The organism is Burkholderia latens (assembly GCF_902499045.1).
Lineage (GTDB): Bacteria > Pseudomonadota > Gammaproteobacteria > Burkholderiales > Burkholderiaceae > Burkholderia > Burkholderia latens.
Genome location: NZ_CABVPL010000009.1, coordinates 101,921 through 116,374, shown reverse-complemented (window position 1 = coordinate 116,374; position 14,454 = coordinate 101,921). Strand labels below are relative to the sequence as shown.

The 14,454-nt window shown below is 68.4% G+C and carries 16 protein-coding genes; 9 read left to right on the top strand and 7 right to left on the bottom strand.

Going from position 1 to position 14,454, the window contains the following annotated elements; translation table 11 throughout:
- Positions 1-25 precede the first annotated feature (25 nt).
- The 6 genes from BSE24067_RS09600 to BSE24067_RS09575 form a co-directional block, all read right to left on the bottom strand.
- Complete coding sequence (locus BSE24067_RS09600) at positions 26-640, bottom strand: DUF2946 family protein (protein WP_151068199.1); 615 nt, start codon at positions 638-640, stop codon at positions 26-28.
- The gene (locus BSE24067_RS09595) at positions 633-1,670 is read right to left on the bottom strand and encodes a hydrolase (RefSeq protein ID WP_151068198.1); all 1,038 of its coding nucleotides are present in this window, start codon (positions 1,668-1,670) and stop codon (positions 633-635) included. Before BSE24067_RS09595 ends, BSE24067_RS09600 begins: the two co-directional genes overlap by 8 nt.
- 33 nt (positions 1,671-1,703) lie before the next feature.
- Positions 1,704-2,150, bottom strand: a complete 447-nt coding sequence (locus tag BSE24067_RS09590; RefSeq protein WP_040141776.1) for a nuclear transport factor 2 family protein — start codon at positions 2,148-2,150, stop codon at positions 1,704-1,706.
- Positions 2,151-2,264: 114 nt separating this feature from the next.
- Positions 2,265-3,302: a lipopolysaccharide heptosyltransferase II gene (gene waaF / locus BSE24067_RS09585; protein ID WP_040141774.1), complete on the bottom strand. Its 1,038-nt coding sequence runs from the start codon at positions 3,300-3,302 to the stop codon at positions 2,265-2,267.
- Positions 3,303-3,440: 138 nt separating this feature from the next.
- Entirely contained in the window at positions 3,441-3,635 is a 195-nt protein-coding gene (locus BSE24067_RS09580) for a zinc-finger domain-containing protein (protein ID WP_006749970.1), read from the bottom strand.
- 50 nt (positions 3,636-3,685) lie between these two features.
- A complete protein-coding gene (locus tag BSE24067_RS09575; protein ID WP_151068197.1) occupies positions 3,686-4,609 on the bottom strand; it encodes a branched-chain amino acid transaminase in 924 nt (307 codons plus the stop codon).
- A gap of 206 nt (positions 4,610-4,815) precedes the next feature.
- Between BSE24067_RS09575 and BSE24067_RS09570 the strand changes: the two genes are divergently transcribed.
- The 3 genes from BSE24067_RS09570 to BSE24067_RS09560 all read left to right on the top strand — a co-directional run bounded on the left by BSE24067_RS09570 (position 4,816) and on the right by BSE24067_RS09560 (position 7,357).
- The gene (locus tag BSE24067_RS09570; RefSeq protein ID WP_151068196.1) at positions 4,816-5,571 is read left to right on the top strand and encodes an AzlC family ABC transporter permease; all 756 of its coding nucleotides are present in this window, start codon (positions 4,816-4,818) and stop codon (positions 5,569-5,571) included.
- Positions 5,568-5,891, top strand: coding sequence for an AzlD domain-containing protein (locus BSE24067_RS09565; protein WP_151068195.1), 324 nt, complete (start codon positions 5,568-5,570; stop codon positions 5,889-5,891). The genes BSE24067_RS09570 and BSE24067_RS09565 overlap by 4 nt, the downstream gene beginning before the upstream one ends.
- A 269-nt stretch (positions 5,892-6,160) precedes the next feature.
- Positions 6,161-7,357: a phosphoglycerate kinase gene (locus tag BSE24067_RS09560; RefSeq protein ID WP_151068194.1), complete on the top strand. Its 1,197-nt coding sequence runs from the start codon at positions 6,161-6,163 to the stop codon at positions 7,355-7,357.
- A gap of 157 nt (positions 7,358-7,514) precedes the next feature.
- On the opposite strand, the gene BSE24067_RS32780 is transcribed toward BSE24067_RS09560, so the two are convergent.
- Complete coding sequence (locus BSE24067_RS32780) at positions 7,515-7,643, bottom strand: hypothetical protein (RefSeq protein ID WP_279612185.1); 129 nt, start codon at positions 7,641-7,643, stop codon at positions 7,515-7,517.
- Here BSE24067_RS32780 and pyk point away from each other — a divergent pair.
- The 6 genes from pyk (at position 7,642) to BSE24067_RS09530 (ending at position 14,422) form a co-directional block, all read left to right on the top strand.
- Positions 7,642-9,078, top strand: coding sequence for a pyruvate kinase (gene pyk, locus BSE24067_RS09555; protein ID WP_151068193.1), 1,437 nt, complete (start codon positions 7,642-7,644; stop codon positions 9,076-9,078). The two genes, BSE24067_RS32780 and pyk, sit on opposite strands and share 2 nt — an antisense overlap.
- A gap of 293 nt (positions 9,079-9,371) precedes the next feature.
- Positions 9,372-10,436 (top strand): class II fructose-bisphosphate aldolase, encoded by a 1,065-nt coding sequence (gene fba / locus BSE24067_RS09550; RefSeq protein WP_151068192.1) that lies wholly within the window; start codon positions 9,372-9,374, stop codon positions 10,434-10,436.
- Positions 10,437-10,668: 232 nt separating this feature from the next.
- Positions 10,669-11,559, top strand: coding sequence for a phosphoribosylaminoimidazolesuccinocarboxamide synthase (locus BSE24067_RS09545; protein WP_151068191.1), 891 nt, complete (start codon positions 10,669-10,671; stop codon positions 11,557-11,559).
- 18 nt (positions 11,560-11,577) lie between these two features.
- Positions 11,578-12,099, top strand: a complete 522-nt coding sequence (gene purE / locus BSE24067_RS09540; protein ID WP_012364611.1) for a 5-(carboxyamino)imidazole ribonucleotide mutase — start codon at positions 11,578-11,580, stop codon at positions 12,097-12,099.
- An 86-nt stretch (positions 12,100-12,185) separates the two neighbouring features.
- Complete coding sequence (locus tag BSE24067_RS09535; protein WP_151068190.1) at positions 12,186-13,382, top strand: 5-(carboxyamino)imidazole ribonucleotide synthase; 1,197 nt, start codon at positions 12,186-12,188, stop codon at positions 13,380-13,382.
- Between the two features lie 11 nt (positions 13,383-13,393).
- On the top strand, positions 13,394-14,422 hold the full coding sequence (locus BSE24067_RS09530) for an L-threonylcarbamoyladenylate synthase (protein ID WP_174904734.1): 1,029 nt from the start codon (positions 13,394-13,396) through the stop codon (positions 14,420-14,422).
- Positions 14,423-14,454: the final 32 nt, after the last annotated feature.

Genomic DNA, 14,454 nt, shown 5'->3' with positions numbered 1-14,454 from the left:
GAGGGCGACGGCTGCTGCCGCGCGTTCAGCTGCCGGCGTGAGCGTTGCCGCGGTCCGGCGGCGTGTCGCGATCGCAACGCGCGCGCTGCGCAGGGCTCGCGACGAAGCCGAACATCGCGGGCACGTCGGCACACGCGACGTTGCCGAGCGGCAGCGTGTGGCCGTCGCGCCAGCGCAGCACCGGCGGTGTCGCGTCGAAGTCCGCGTGATCCGCGAACAGGCCGAGGTCGTGGTCGTGCAACGCGGCGATGCGCGGCGGTGTGCCGGCCGCGCGAAATAGCACGCCGCCCGCATCGTCGAGCCACGCGGCGTCCGGTTCGAACGACGCGCCGGTCTGGTCGGTCAGCGCGAGCTGCCCGTCGCACTCGGCCAGTCGCACGATCCATGGCGTGTACGCGAGCTCGACGTACACGCGCTGCGGCCCGTTCTGGAAGAACCACTGCCCGTGCGCATCGCATTCGTAGTTGCGTCCGATGAACGCGTTCAGCGCCGCATGCCGGATCGGCGAGCCGAGCTCGCCGGCGGCCTGCGCGGCGTCGTCGCGCAGCCGCCATTCACCGCGCCGGTCGAGCAGCAGCCAGCCGGTGCAGTGCGGAACGTTCGGCCACTTGGCGATGGCTTGCCTGACGATGTCATCCATGATCGACGAATTTGGAGCAATAGCCGAACACCCGCGCCGACAGCCAGTCGAGGCGGCCGGGAAACGGCCCGGTCATGAATCCTGCATGACCGCCGTGCGCGGGCTGGTCGAGCTCGACGGCCGGCGACACGTCGGCCGCGCTCGGCAGCGCGGATTCGGGCAGGAACGGATCGTTGCGCGCGTTGAGGATCAGGGTCGGCACGTCGATTGCGCGCAGCAGCGGGCGCGTCGTGGCCTGGGTCCAGTAATCGTCCGCGTTCGCGAAGCCGTGCAGCGGCGCAGTCACGACTTCGTCGAAGTCGCGCATCGTCACGGCGCGCAGCATCGCGTCGCGGTCGAACAGCCCCGGGTATTGCTCGAGCTTCGCCAACCCCTTGCGTTTCAGCGTCTTCAGGAAGCTGCGCGTGTACACCATCGCAAAACCCTGCGACAGCGCGCGGCCGCCGGCATGCACGTCGATCGGCGTCGAGATCGCGGCGGCCGCATGCACGATCGACGTGTCGCTGCGGTGCTCGCCGAGCCAGCGCAGCAGCACGTTGCCGCCGAGCGACACGCCGGCCGCGACGACCGGCCCGCGATGCTGCGCGGCGAGCCGGCGCAGGATCCAGTCGACCTCGGCGCTGTCGGCGAGATGATAGAAGCGCGGCTGCCGGTTGAGCTCGCCGCTGCAACTGCGAAAGTGCGGGACGACCGCATGCCAGCCCTTCGCGCGCGCGGCCGACATCATCGCGAGCGCATAGTGCGACGCGGAGCTGCCTTCGAGGCCGTGGAACAGCACGAACAGCGGCGCGTCGGGCGGCGGCGCCGCGCTGTCGAGATGCGCGACCCAGTCGAGATCGATGAAATCGTGGTCGGGGGTTTCCCATCGCTCTCGGCGATACGCGACGGTCGGTCGTCGCGCGAACAGCGCGGGCACGATGGTTTGCACATGGCTGTTCGGCAGCCAGCGCGGTGCGCGATAGCGCAATGAATCGTCGTCGGGGGCCGGGGCCCCGGTCAGCGGCGAGGTGGGCGGAGAAGCCGTACTCATGATCGCCCCGCTAATGCGTTGCTTCGTTCTTCGTCAGTGCAGCGGACCCTGCCCGTGACGGATCTTCGCGGCGAATTGTCCGGCCGCCTGTTCGGGAATCGGACTCGCGTGGATGTGCGCGATCCGCCACTCGCCGCGTTCGTGGATCATCACGTACGTCGCGAAAACCATGTCGGGTTCGGCCGTCAGGTCGGCCTGCTGATGCGCTTCGGCGATCGTGTAGACGACGGTGCCGAGGCTATCGTATACGCGGATGTCGAGCGGTTCGATCGTGACCGGGCGCGTCGCGAGGCGATTGCCGAGCCCGCTGCGGATCTGGTCGAGGCCGTGCAGATGCTCGCCGTCGGCCCAGACGCAGCTGGCGAAGTCCTCGTCGATCCACAACCCCAGCAGCGCGTCGAGATTGGCATCGGCGACGGCCTGGTAGTAGGCGTTCAGCGTATCGGCAGCGGCTTCGAAAAGGCGGGCAAAACGTGGCATCGGGGTGTCTCTCGCGCGCGTCGCGCGCCGTATTCAGCACGGCGGCCCGGGTGGGGCCGCCGTGCACCGGTGAATCGGATTGCCCGGCGCGTCGTGCGACGCCGCCGGTCAGGGTCAGCGCTGCCCGACCAGCATGCCGCGCAAATCGCCGAATACCTGCTCGGGGCCGAGTTCGCGCAGGCAGTTCAGATGGCCGAGCGGGCACTCGCGTTCGAAGCAGGGACTGCATTCGAGATGCAACCATTGTACCTTCGCCAGCTCCGACAGCGGAGGGGTGTGGCGTGGATCCGTCGAGCCGTACAGCGCGACGAGCGGCCGGCGCAAGGCGGCGGCGACGTGCATCAGCCCCGAATCGTTGGTCACGACCGCGTTCGCGCGCGCGATCAGCGCGCAGGCCTCGGACAGCGACGTCTGCCCGCACAGGTTGCGCACGTTCGGTGCGTGGTCGGCGATCGCCTGGGCGGCGGCCGCATCCTTCTGCGAGCCGAGCGCGATGATCTGCGTGTACGGGAACGACTGGTGGACGATCGTCGCGAGCGTCGCGAAATGCTCGGGCGGCCAGCGCTTGGCCGGGCCGTATTCCGCGCCGGGGCAGAACACGACGAGCGGCTTTCTCGTATCGAGATTGAAACGCGCGGACACGCGCGCCGTCTCGTTCAGGTCGGCGTCGAGGCGCGGCGCGGGCAGCGTCTTCATCGACTCCGGCAGCTTCGCGCCCGGCGCGTACGCGAGTGCCGCGTAGTGCGTCGTCATCGGCGGCCGCTCGGCCGACTTGTCGGGGTTCGCGTGCCGCACATTGAGCAGCCCGTAGCGGTGCTCGCCGGTATAGCCGATCCGCAGCGGGATGTTGGCGAGCCACGGGATCACCGCGGACTTCAGCGAATTCGGCAGCACGTACGCCGCGTCGTAGCCGACGTCGCGCAGGTCGCTCGCGAGCTGCCAGCGGCGCAGCAGCTGCAGCTTGCCATGCGCGAGATCGGTCGCGTAGACATCGTGGATCTCGGGCATCCGCTCGAGCACCGGCGCGACCCAGGTGGGCGCGACGGCATCGATCGCGATGCGGGGATGGAGCTTCTTCAGCAGCGCAAAAAGCGGCTGCGCCATCAATGCGTCACCGATCCAGTTCGGTGCGATAACCAGCGCTCGACGCATCAGGTCGACTTCCGATGTCGTAATGAAGCACGGCGCGCATGCACCGCGTTCGGGTTGTCAGAACAGGAAAAGGGCGGCGCGCCGGGCTTCCGGCTGCGCCGCCTCGCGTGCGGCGGGCCCGCGGGCCCGGACCGGGGCTCAGTGGCCCTTGACCACCTCGCCGTCGCGCAGCTTGTAGCGCGTGCCGCAGTACGGGCAGCGCGCCTCGCCGTGCGAAACGTCGATGAACACGCGCGGGTGCGCGCTCCAGCGCGCCATCGCCGGGTTCGGGCAGTAGGCGGGAAGATCCTTGGCCGTCAGCTCGACCAGCGGCATTTCCTTGATTTCGCTCATGAGACTTTCTCTTATCACTCTTTTGTGGGGCGGTCGGTCGCGCGGCGCGCTCAGACCTTGGTCAGCCAGTGCGCGTACTTCGCGTTCTTGCCCGACACGATATCGAAAAACGCCGACTGGAGCTTTTCCGTGACCGGGCCGCGCGCGCCGCTGCCGATCGTGCGGTTGTCGAGCTCGCGGATCGGCGTGACTTCGGCGGCCGTGCCCGTGAAGAACGCCTCGTCGGCCGTATACACCTCGTCGCGCGTGATGCGCTTCTCGATCACGTCGATGCCGGCGTCCTTCGCGAGCGTGATGACCGTGTCGCGCGTGATGCCGTCGAGGCACGACGACAGGTCGGGCGTGTACAGCTTGCCGTTGTTGACGAGGAAGAAGTTCTCGCCGGAGCCTTCCGACACGTAGCCGTCGACGTCGAGCAGCAGCGCTTCGTCGTAGCCGTCGGCGGTGGCTTCCTGGTTCGCGAGGATCGAGTTCACGTACCAGCCGGACGCCTTCGCGCGGACCATCGACACGTTCACGTGGTGGCGCGTGAACGACGACGTCTTCACGCGGATGCCCTTCGCGAGGCCGTCCTCGCCGAGATACGCGCCCCACGGCCACGCGGCGATCGCGACGTGGATCGTGTTGCCCTTGGCCGACACGCCGAGCTTTTCCGAGCCGACCCAGATGATCGGGCGCAGGTAGCACGACTCGAGCTTGTTCTCGCGCACGACTTCGAGCTGCGCGGCGGCGAGCGTTTCGCGGTCGAACGGCACGTCCATCTGGAAGATCTTCGCCGAATTCAGCAGACGTTTGGTGTGCTCCGGCAGGCGGAAGATCGCGGTGCTGCCGTCGGCCGTCTTGTACGCGCGCACGCCCTCGAAGACGCCCATGCCGTAGTGCAGCGTATGGGTCAGGACGTGGATCTTGGCGTCGCGCCAGTCGATCAACTTGCCGTCCATCCAGATCTTGCCGTCGCGGTCGGCCATTGACATAGGATTCTCCTGGAAGCAGTGGGATGCTGCGGGTTATGTGCAGCGTTGAGCCGGAAAGACGCTTATTTTAGCGTCATTTGGCGCCGATCCGGTCGGTCGGCACGTGGCCGGCGCTATAATCGCCGGTACCGATTCCAATAACGACGGGCCTTGCCGGCAGGAGACGCCGGCGCCCGGACGAACTGCCCGCCGCGGCCCGCTTTCCCATGCTCGCTCGATTGTCCGCCACCGACCGCTTCGCGCTGATCCAGGGCGCACGCGACTATTCCCCGACACTGATGGCGATCCTGTCCTGGGGCCTCGTCACCGGCGTCGCGATGAGCAAGTCGGTGATGACGCTCGGGCAGGCGAGCGCGATGTCGATCTTCGTCTACGCGGGCTCGTCGCAGCTCGCGGTGCTGCCGCTGCTCGTCGCGAAGCTGCCGGTCTGGACGATCCTGCTTACGGCCGCGATGGTCAACCTGCGCTTCGTGATCTTCAGCGCCGGCCTAGCCCCCCATTTTTCCTACCTGCCGCTGTGGCGGCGCCTCGCGATCGGCTATTTCAATGGCGACGTGATCTACCTGCTGTTCCAGAAACAGGGCTTCGCGTACGGCCACGTGCCGGGCAAGGAAGCGTACTTCTGGGGGATGGCGCTCGCGAGCTGGGCGTCGTGGCAGGTGTCGTCGCTCGCCGGCATCCTGCTCGCGAGCTTCTTTCCCGCGAGCTGGGGGCTGGAACTGGCCGGCACGCTCGCGCTGATTCCGATCATGGTGTCGGCGGTCGCGAACCGCTCGACGCTCGCGGCCGTCGCGGTCGCGGGCATCGTGTCGCTGATCGCGTTCGACCTGCCGTACCGGCTCGCGCTGCCGATCGCGGTGTTCGCCGCGCTCGCGGCCGGCTGCACAGCCGACTTCTTCGTCGAGCGCGCCGACTGGCGGCGCATTCGTACCGAAACCGTGCACGAAAAGGAAATCGATTGAGCGCGACCGAAATCTGGATCGTCATCGTCGGGATGACGATCGTCACGGCCGTCACGCGTGCGCTGTTCCTGCTCGGCGGCGAGCGCACGGTGCTGCCCGAGCGTGCGCAGCGCGCGCTGCGCTATGCGCCGGCCGCCGCGCTCGTCGCGGTCGTACTGCCGGACGTGCTCGAGACGCCGGCCGGACTGTCGTTCGCGCTGTCCAATCATCCGTTCTACGCGGCGCTTGCCGGCCTCGGCTGGTATTTGTGGCGGCGCAGCATGCTCGGCACGATCGTCGTCGGCATGCTCGTCTTTACCGTCCTGCGGCTGATCTTCTGACCGGCCGCGGTCCGGCCGGTCATACGCGCGGCCGTGCGTTGCTGCATTGCAGCAACTTGTCGCCCGGCACGCGCGATCCCAAATAGGCGGAATTCGCCGCCGCACGGGTCAGTCTGCCGAATGGATCGGCTAGAATGCCCGTTCGAGATTTTTACCCGTGCGCGTCATGCGAACCGCCAGCCACGGCCGCATCCGGCGCCCTTTCGCGGCAGCCCGCGCACGTCCAGCGTGAACCCCCTTTCCCCATCCACTACTTCAATGTGTTCAACATGAGCCAAGTCAAGCGTCTTACCGACCTGATCGTCGCCGGCCAGCTCGCCGGCAAGCGGGTGTTCATCCGCGCCGACCTGAACGTCCCGCAGGACGATCACGGCAACATCACCGAGGACACGCGCGTGCGCGCGTCCGTGCCGGCCATCCAGGCGGCGCTCGACGCCGGCGCGGCCGTGATGGTCACGTCGCACCTCGGCCGGCCGACCGAAGGCGAGTTCAAGCCGGAAGACTCGCTCGCGCCGGTCGCGAAGCGTCTCGCCGAGCTGCTCGGCCGCGACGTGCCGCTGGTGTCGAACTGGGTCGAGAACGGCGTGAACGTTGCGCCGGGCCAGGTCGTGCTGCTCGAGAACTGCCGCGTGAACAAGGGCGAGAAGAAGAATTCGGACGAGCTCGCGCAGAAGATGGCGAAGCTGTGCGACGTGTACGTGAACGACGCATTTGGCACCGCGCACCGCGCGGAAGCGACCACGCACGGGATCGCGAAGTACGCGCCCGTCGCGTGCGCAGGCCCGCTGCTTGCTGCGGAACTCGACGCGCTCGGCAAGGCGCTCGGCAACCCGGCGCGCCCGCTGGTGGCGATCGTCGCCGGCTCGAAGGTGTCGACCAAGCTGACCATCCTGAAGTCGCTGGCCGGCAAGGTCGATCAGCTGATCGTCGGCGGCGGCATCGCGAACACGTTCATGCTCGCGGCCGGCCTGTCGATCGGCAAGTCGCTCGCGGAGGCCGATCTCGTCGCCGAGGCGAAGGCGATCATCGACGAAGCGCGCGAGCGCGGCGCGTCGGTGCCGATCCCGACCGACGTCGTGACGGCCAAGGAATTCTCGCCGACGGCCGCGGCCACGGTGAAGCAGGTCGCCGACATCGAAGCGGACGACATGATCCTCGACATCGGCCCGGATACGGCCCGCGCGCTCGCGAGCCAGCTCGAGAAGGCCGGCACGATCGTGTGGAACGGCCCGGTCGGCGTGTTCGAGTTCGACCAGTTCGGCAACGGCACCAAGACGCTCGCCGAAGCGATCGCCAAATCGTCCGCGTTCTCGATCGCGGGCGGCGGCGACACGCTCGCGGCCATCGCGAAGTACGGCATCCACGACCAGGTCAGCTACATCTCGACGGGCGGCGGCGCCTTCCTCGAGTTCCTCGAGGGGAAGAAGCTGCCGGCGGTGGAAGTGCTCGAAACGCGGGCGGCCTGAGCGTGGCGGCGCGCGCAGGAGTGACGAGGGCCGCGCGCTCCGCGAAAGCGGAGCAGCCGGCCGGCGCGGGCAAGCGCACACGCGCGCCCGCGCGGGCGAACTCGTCCCCGCGCGCACCGGCGGCCGCCGGCGACGCGGCCGTGCAGCACCACGAGATTCAGAACAAAGCGATGCCGGGCGCAAGCACCGGCACGCCCTCCGGAGCGGCCGCCGCTGGGCCCGCCGATTCCGGCTCTCGCAGCGTTTCACCCAGCGCATCCACCTTGATCCAGAAGAGGAGTTTCATGCAGCGCGCCACCAAGATAGTCGCCACGATCGGCCCGGCTTCCAGTTCGCCGGAGATTCTGCTGCAGATGATGCAGGCCGGGCTCGACGTCGTGCGGCTCAATTTTTCGCACGGCACGGCCGACGATCACCGCCAGCGCGCCGAGATGGTGCGCGAGGCCGCCCGCAAGGTCGGCCGCGAGATCGCGATCATGGCCGACCTCCAGGGTCCGAAGATTCGCGTCGGCAAGTTCGAGAACGGCAAGACCACGCTGACGCCCGGTCAGGCGTTCATCCTCGACGCGGGCTGCGAACTCGGCAACGACGAGCGCGTCGGCCTCGACTACAAGGAACTCCCGCGCGACCTGAAGCCGGGCGACCTGCTGCTGCTGAACGACGGCCTGATCGTGCTGACCGTCGAGCGCGTGCTCGGCGACGAGATCCACACGATCGTCAAGGTGGGCGGCGAGCTGTCCAACAACAAGGGGATCAACCGCCAGGGCGGCGGCCTGTCGGCGCCCGCGCTGACCGCGAAGGACATGGAGGACATCCGCACCGCGATGTCGCTCGGCGCGGATCTGGTCGCGGTGTCGTTCCCGAAGAACGCGACCGACATGGAAATGGCGCGCCAGCTCGCGAACATCGCGGGCGCGCCGTACGGCATCAAGCCGAAGATGATCGCGAAGATCGAGCGCGCGGAAGCGATTCCGGCGCTGCAGAGCATCCTCGACGCATCCGACGGCATCATGGTCGCGCGCGGCGACCTCGCGGTGGAAGTCGGCAACGCGGCCGTGCCGGCGCTGCAGAAGCGGATGATCCGGATGGCGCGCGAGTCCAACAAGCTCGTGATCACCGCGACGCAGATGATGGAATCGATGATCTACGCGCCAGTGCCGACCCGCGCGGAAGTGTCGGACGTCGCGAACGCAGTGCTCGACGGCACCGACGCGGTGATGCTGTCGGCCGAGACGGCCGCCGGCAAGTACCCGGTCGTCACGATCGAGACGATGGCGGCCGTGTGCGTCGAGGCGGAAAAGTCCGAGCACGTCGAGCTCGACAAGGATTTCCTCGATCGCACGTTTACGCGGATCGACCAGTCGATCGCGATGGGCGCGCTGTTCACCGCGTACCACCTCGGCGCGAAGGCGATCATCGCGCTGACCGAATCGGGCGCGACGGCGTTGTGGATGTCGCGCCACTACACGCACGTGCCGATCTTCGCGCTGACGCCGCGCGTCGGCAGCGAGCGCACGATGGCGCTGTACCGCAACGTGACGCCGCTGCACGTCGACTTCAACAGCGATCGCGACTCGGCGCTGCAGGCGGCGCTCGAGATCGTCGTCAAGCAGGGGTACGTGCAGCACGGCGACATGGTCGTGCTGACGGTCGGCGAGCCGATGGGGCAGGCGGGCGGCACCAATACACTGAAGATCGTGCGGGTCGGCGAGCATTACTGAGCCGGTCCGCGGACGGGCCGAACTGCTGCCCGAGCAGATATGGCACCGTTTTTCAATCCAAAGCCGCGCGGGGTCCGATGCCCCGCGCGGCTTTTTTTCTGTTTTTTGCCCGGATTGTGCCGTGCGAAGGTAACAAATTGCGAGCGCGCGCCTCCGGCGGTCGGAATCGGAGGCGCTTCGCGATAAAATGCCGCTATTCGACGCTCAGCCGCGCCGTGCCGTCCCGGTTCAGACCGGAGCGAGCGCCGCGCCGGCGTCAGGGCGCACCGGTTTTCATTCCAAGGAGTTCCACAATGCCTCTCGTATCAATGCGTCAATTGCTGGACCACGCGGCAGAGCACGGTTACGGCCTGCCGGCCTTCAACGTGAACAACCTGGAGCAGGTCCAGGCGATCATGGCGGCGGCGGATCAGGTCGGCGCGCCCGTGATCATGCAGGCATCGGCCGGCGCGCGTAAGTATGCGGGCGAGCCGTTCCTGCGCCACCTGATCGAAGCGGCGGTCGAGTCGTATCCGCACATCCCGGTCGTGATGCACCAGGACCACGGCCAGTCGCCGGCGGTCTGCATGGCCGCGATCCGCAGCGGCTTCACCAGCGTGATGATGGACGGTTCGCTCGAAGCCGACGGCAAGACGGTCGCCTCGTACGAATACAACGTCGACGTGTCGCGCAAGGTCGTCGAGATGGCGCACTCGATCGGCGTGACGGTCGAGGCGGAGCTCGGCGTGCTCGGCTCGCTCGAGACGATGAAGGGCGACAAGGAAGACGGCCACGGCGCGGAAGGCACGATGACCCGCGAGCAGCTGCTGACCGATCCGGAGCAGGCCGCCGACTTCGTGAAGCTCACGCAGTGCGATGCGCTCGCGATCGCGATCGGCACGTCGCACGGCGCGTACAAGTTCACGAAGAAGCCCACGGGCGACATCCTGTCGATCCAGCGCATCAAGGAAATCCATGCGCGCATCCCGAACACGCACCTGGTGATGCACGGTTCGTCGTCGGTGCCGCAGGAGCTGCTGGCCGAAATCCGCGAATTCGGCGGCGACATGAAGGAAACCTACGGCGTGCCGGTCGAGGAAATCCAGGAAGGTATCAAGCACGGCGTGCGCAAGATCAACATCGACACCGACCTGCGTCTCGCGATCACCGGCGCGATCCGCCGCTACCTGTTCGAGAACCCGGGCAAGTTCGATCCGCGCGACTACCTGAAGCCCGCGCGCGAAGCGGCGAAGAAGGTGTGCGTCGACCGCTACCTCGCGTTCGGCTGCGAAGGCCAGGCCGCGAAGATCAAGCCGGTCGCGCTCGACAAGATCGCCGAACAGTACAAGTCCGGCGCGCTCGCGCAGGTCGTGCGCTGAGACTGTAGTACGATTGCCCCCGCCCGGTTTCGCCGCCGGGCCGGGGCGGGCTGCCCCGGTGCCGGATCCGATCCGGCCCTGACAGCCGTTCCGTCCGGCCGAACGAGGGCCGGCCGGCAGCCGCGGGCGTGAACGCCCGCCGGTTCGCCGACGCATTGCAAGACCGCCGTTCCCGCCTGCCGCGGGGAACGGCGTTTCCCTTTTTGTTTGGCTCCTTATCTGCGAAAAGACGATGTCTACCCTTTACGAATCCACGCTCCGCTCGCTGCCGCTCCTCGGTCGCGGCAAGGTCCGCGACAACTACGCGGTCGGCAACGACAAGCTCCTGATCGTCACGACGGACCGCCTGTCGGCATTCGACGTGATCATGGGCGAGCCGATTCCGAACAAGGGCCGCGTGCTGAACCAGATGGCCAACTTCTGGTTCGACAAGCTCGCGCACATCGTGCCGAACCACCTGACCGGCGACACGCCGGAGTCGGTCGTCGCGGCTGACGAAGTCGAGCAGGTCAAGGGCCGCGCGGCGGTCGTCAAGCGCCTCGAGCCGATCATGATCGAAGCGGTCGTGCGCGGCTACCTGGCCGGCAGCGGCTGGAAGGAATACCAGGCGTCGGGCGCCGTGTGCGGCGTCCAGCTGCCGGAAGGCCTGCAGAACGCGCAGAAGCTGCCGGAGCCGATCTTCACGCCTGCCGCGAAGGCGGAGCTCGGCGAGCACGACGAGAACATCACGTTCGAGGAAACCGAGCGTCGCATCGGCACCGAGCTGGCCGCGACGATCCGCGACATCTCGATCAAGCTGTACAAGGAAGCGGCCGACTACGCGGCGACGCGCGGCATCATCATCGCCGACACGAAGTTCGAATTCGGCCTCGACAACCACGGCAAGCTGTACCTGATGGACGAAGTGCTGACGGCCGATTCGTCGCGCTTCTGGCCGGCCGACCAGTACGAGGTCGGCACCAACCCGCCGTCGTTCGACAAGCAGTTCGTGCGCGACTGGCTCGAGGCGCAGCCGTGGGGCAAGACCGCGCCGGCACCGGCGCTGCCGGCCGACGTCGTCGAGAAGACGGCCGCGAAGTACCAGGAAGCGCTCGAGCGCATCACCGGCCAGCCGCTTGCCTGAGCGAAGGAACGCACGATAATGAGTGAAGTCCAGACTGCCCACACGCACAGCGCGCCGCTCGTCGGCGTGCTGATGGGTTCGAGTTCCGACTGGGACGTGATGAAGAACGCGGTCGCGATCCTGCAGGAATTCGGCGTGCCGTACGAAGCGAAGGTCGTGTCCGCGCACCGGATGCCCGACGAGATGTTCGACTATGCGGAGAAGGCGCGGGAGCGCGGGCTGCGCGCGATCATCGCGGGCGCCGGCGGCGCCGCGCACCTGCCCGGCATGCTGGCCGCGAAGACCACGGTGCCGGTGCTCGGCGTGCCGGTCGCGAGCAAGTACCTGAAGGGTGTCGATTCGCTGCACTCGATCGTGCAGATGCCGAAGGGCGTGCCGGTCGCGACGTTCGCGATCGGCGAGGCCGGCGCCGCGAACGCCGCGCTGTTCGCGGTGTCGATCCTGTCCGGCACGTCGGTCGACTACGCGAACCGGCTCGCCGCATTCCGTGTGCGCCAGAACGAAGCCGCGCATGCGATGGTGCTGCCGCCGCTCGCATGACGGCGCACCGCGGCCGCATGGCGTTTCCGGCAGCCGCCTGATCTTTCTACTGCGGCGGGCTGTCCCCGCCGCGACCGACCACTGACATGACCGCAACTCCTGATTCCGTTTCCCCGATCCTGCCCGGCGCGTGGCTTGGCATGGTCGGCGGCGGCCAGCTCGGCCGCATGTTCTGCTTTGCCGCCCAGTCGATGGGCTATCGCGTCGCCGTGCTCGATCCCGATCCGACGAGCCCTGCCGGTGCGGTCGCCGATCGCCATCTGCGCGCGGCCTATGACGACGAAGCCGCGCTCGCCGAGCTGGCCGGGCTGTGCGATGCCGTGTCGACGGAATTCGAGAATGTGCCGGCCGCGAGCCTCGATTTTCTCGCGCGCACCACGTTCGTCGCGCCGGCCGGCCGCTGCGTCGCGATCGCGCAGGACCGGATCGCGGAGAAGCGTTTCATCGAGGCGTCGGGCGTGCCGGTCGCGCCGCACGTGGTGATCGAATCGGCGGCGGCGCTCGCCGCGCTCGACGATGCGGCGCTCGGTGCGGTGCTGCCGGGCATCCTGAAGACGGCGCGCCTCGGCTACGACGGCAAGGGCCAGGTGCGGGTGAACACCGCGCAGGAAGCGCGCGACGCGCATGCGGCGCTCGGCGGCGTGCCGTGCGTGCTCGAAAAGCGCCTGCCGCTGAAGTACGAAGTGTCCGCGCTGATCGCGCGCGGCGTGGACGGCCGTTCGGCCGCATTCCCGCTCGCGCAGAACGTTCACCACAACGGCATCCTCGCGCTGACGGTCGTGCCGGCGCCGTCCGCCGATGCGGCACGCGTCGCGGAAGCGCAGCAGGCGGCGATCCGGATCGCCGACACGCTCGGCTACGTCGGCGTGCTGTGCGTCGAATTCTTCGTGCTGGAAGACGGCTCGTTCGTCGCGAACGAAATGGCGCCGCGCCCGCACAACTCCGGCCACTACACGGTCGATGCGTGCGCAACCAGCCAGTTCGAGCAGCAGGTGCGCGCGATGACGCGCATGCCGCTCGGCAACCCGCGCCAGCATTCGCCGGCCGCGATGCTGAACATCCTCGGCGACGTGTGGTTCCCCAACGGCGAGGCCGCCGACGCCGTGACGCCGCCGTGGGACACCGTCGCCGCGATGCCGGCCGCGCACCTGCATCTGTACGGCAAGGAAGAAGCACGCGTCGGCCGCAAGATGGGCCACGTGAACTTCACGGCCGAGACGCGCGACGACGCGGTCGCTGCCGCCAACGCGTGCGCGCAGCTGTTGCGCGTGCCGCTCGACTGAGGCGCAGGCCGATGTCCATCGATCTCCCGAACCCGGTGACGCCCGCGCAGATCGACGCGGCTGCCACGCTGCTCGATGCCGGCCAGCTCGTCGCGTTCCCGACCGAAACCGTGTACGGGCTCGGCGGCGATGCGGCGAACCCCGAAGCCGTCGCGCGCATCTACGCGGCGAAAGGGCGTCCGGCGAACCATCCGGTGATCGTGCATCTGCCGCCCGGCGGCGATCCCGGCTACTGGGCCGCCGACCTGCCGGCCGATGCGCGGGCGTTGATCGATGCATTCTGGCCGGGCCCGCTCACGCTGATCCTGAAACGCCATGCGCGCATTCCCGACGCCGTCAGCGGCGGCCAGGACTCGGTCGGCCTGCGCTGCCCGTCGCATCCGGTCGCGCAAGCGCTGCTGGCCGCGTTCAGCGCGCGGCGCGGCGGCCATGGCGGCGTTGCCGCGCCGTCCGCGAACCGCTTCGGTCACGTGAGCCCGACCACCGCGCAGCACGTTCGCGACGAATTCGGCGACACGGTGCACGTGCTCGACGGCGGCGCGTCCGAAGTCGGCATCGAATCGACGATCCTCGACCTGTCGCGCGGCTTCCCCGCGCTGTTGCGGCCCGGCCACGTGACGCCGCAGCAGATCGCCGACGTGCTCGGCCGCGCGCCGCGCCTGCCCGACGGCGGCGACGCGACCGCGCCGCGCGCATCCGGCACGCTGAAGGCGCATTACGCGCCGCGCACGCCGCTCGCGCTGCTGCCGTTCGACGCGCTCGAGCCGCTGCTCGCGGCCGCGCAGGCCGACGGCGAACGCGTCGCGCTGGTCGCGCGCGCATCGCGTGCGGGACGCTGGGCGCACGCCGACGGCGTGCATTTCGTCGCGGCGCCGGAAGATCCGCAGGCGTATGCGCGCGATCTGTACGGAATGCTGCGCGCGCTCGACCGCGCGCAGGTCGCACGCATTCTCGTCGAGAAGCTGCCCGAGACCGTCGAATGGATCGCCGTCAACGATCGTCTCGGCCGCGCGGCCGCGGCATTCGAAGCGAGCGACTGACGCAGCCGTTCGCCACCGTCCACGCAGACAAA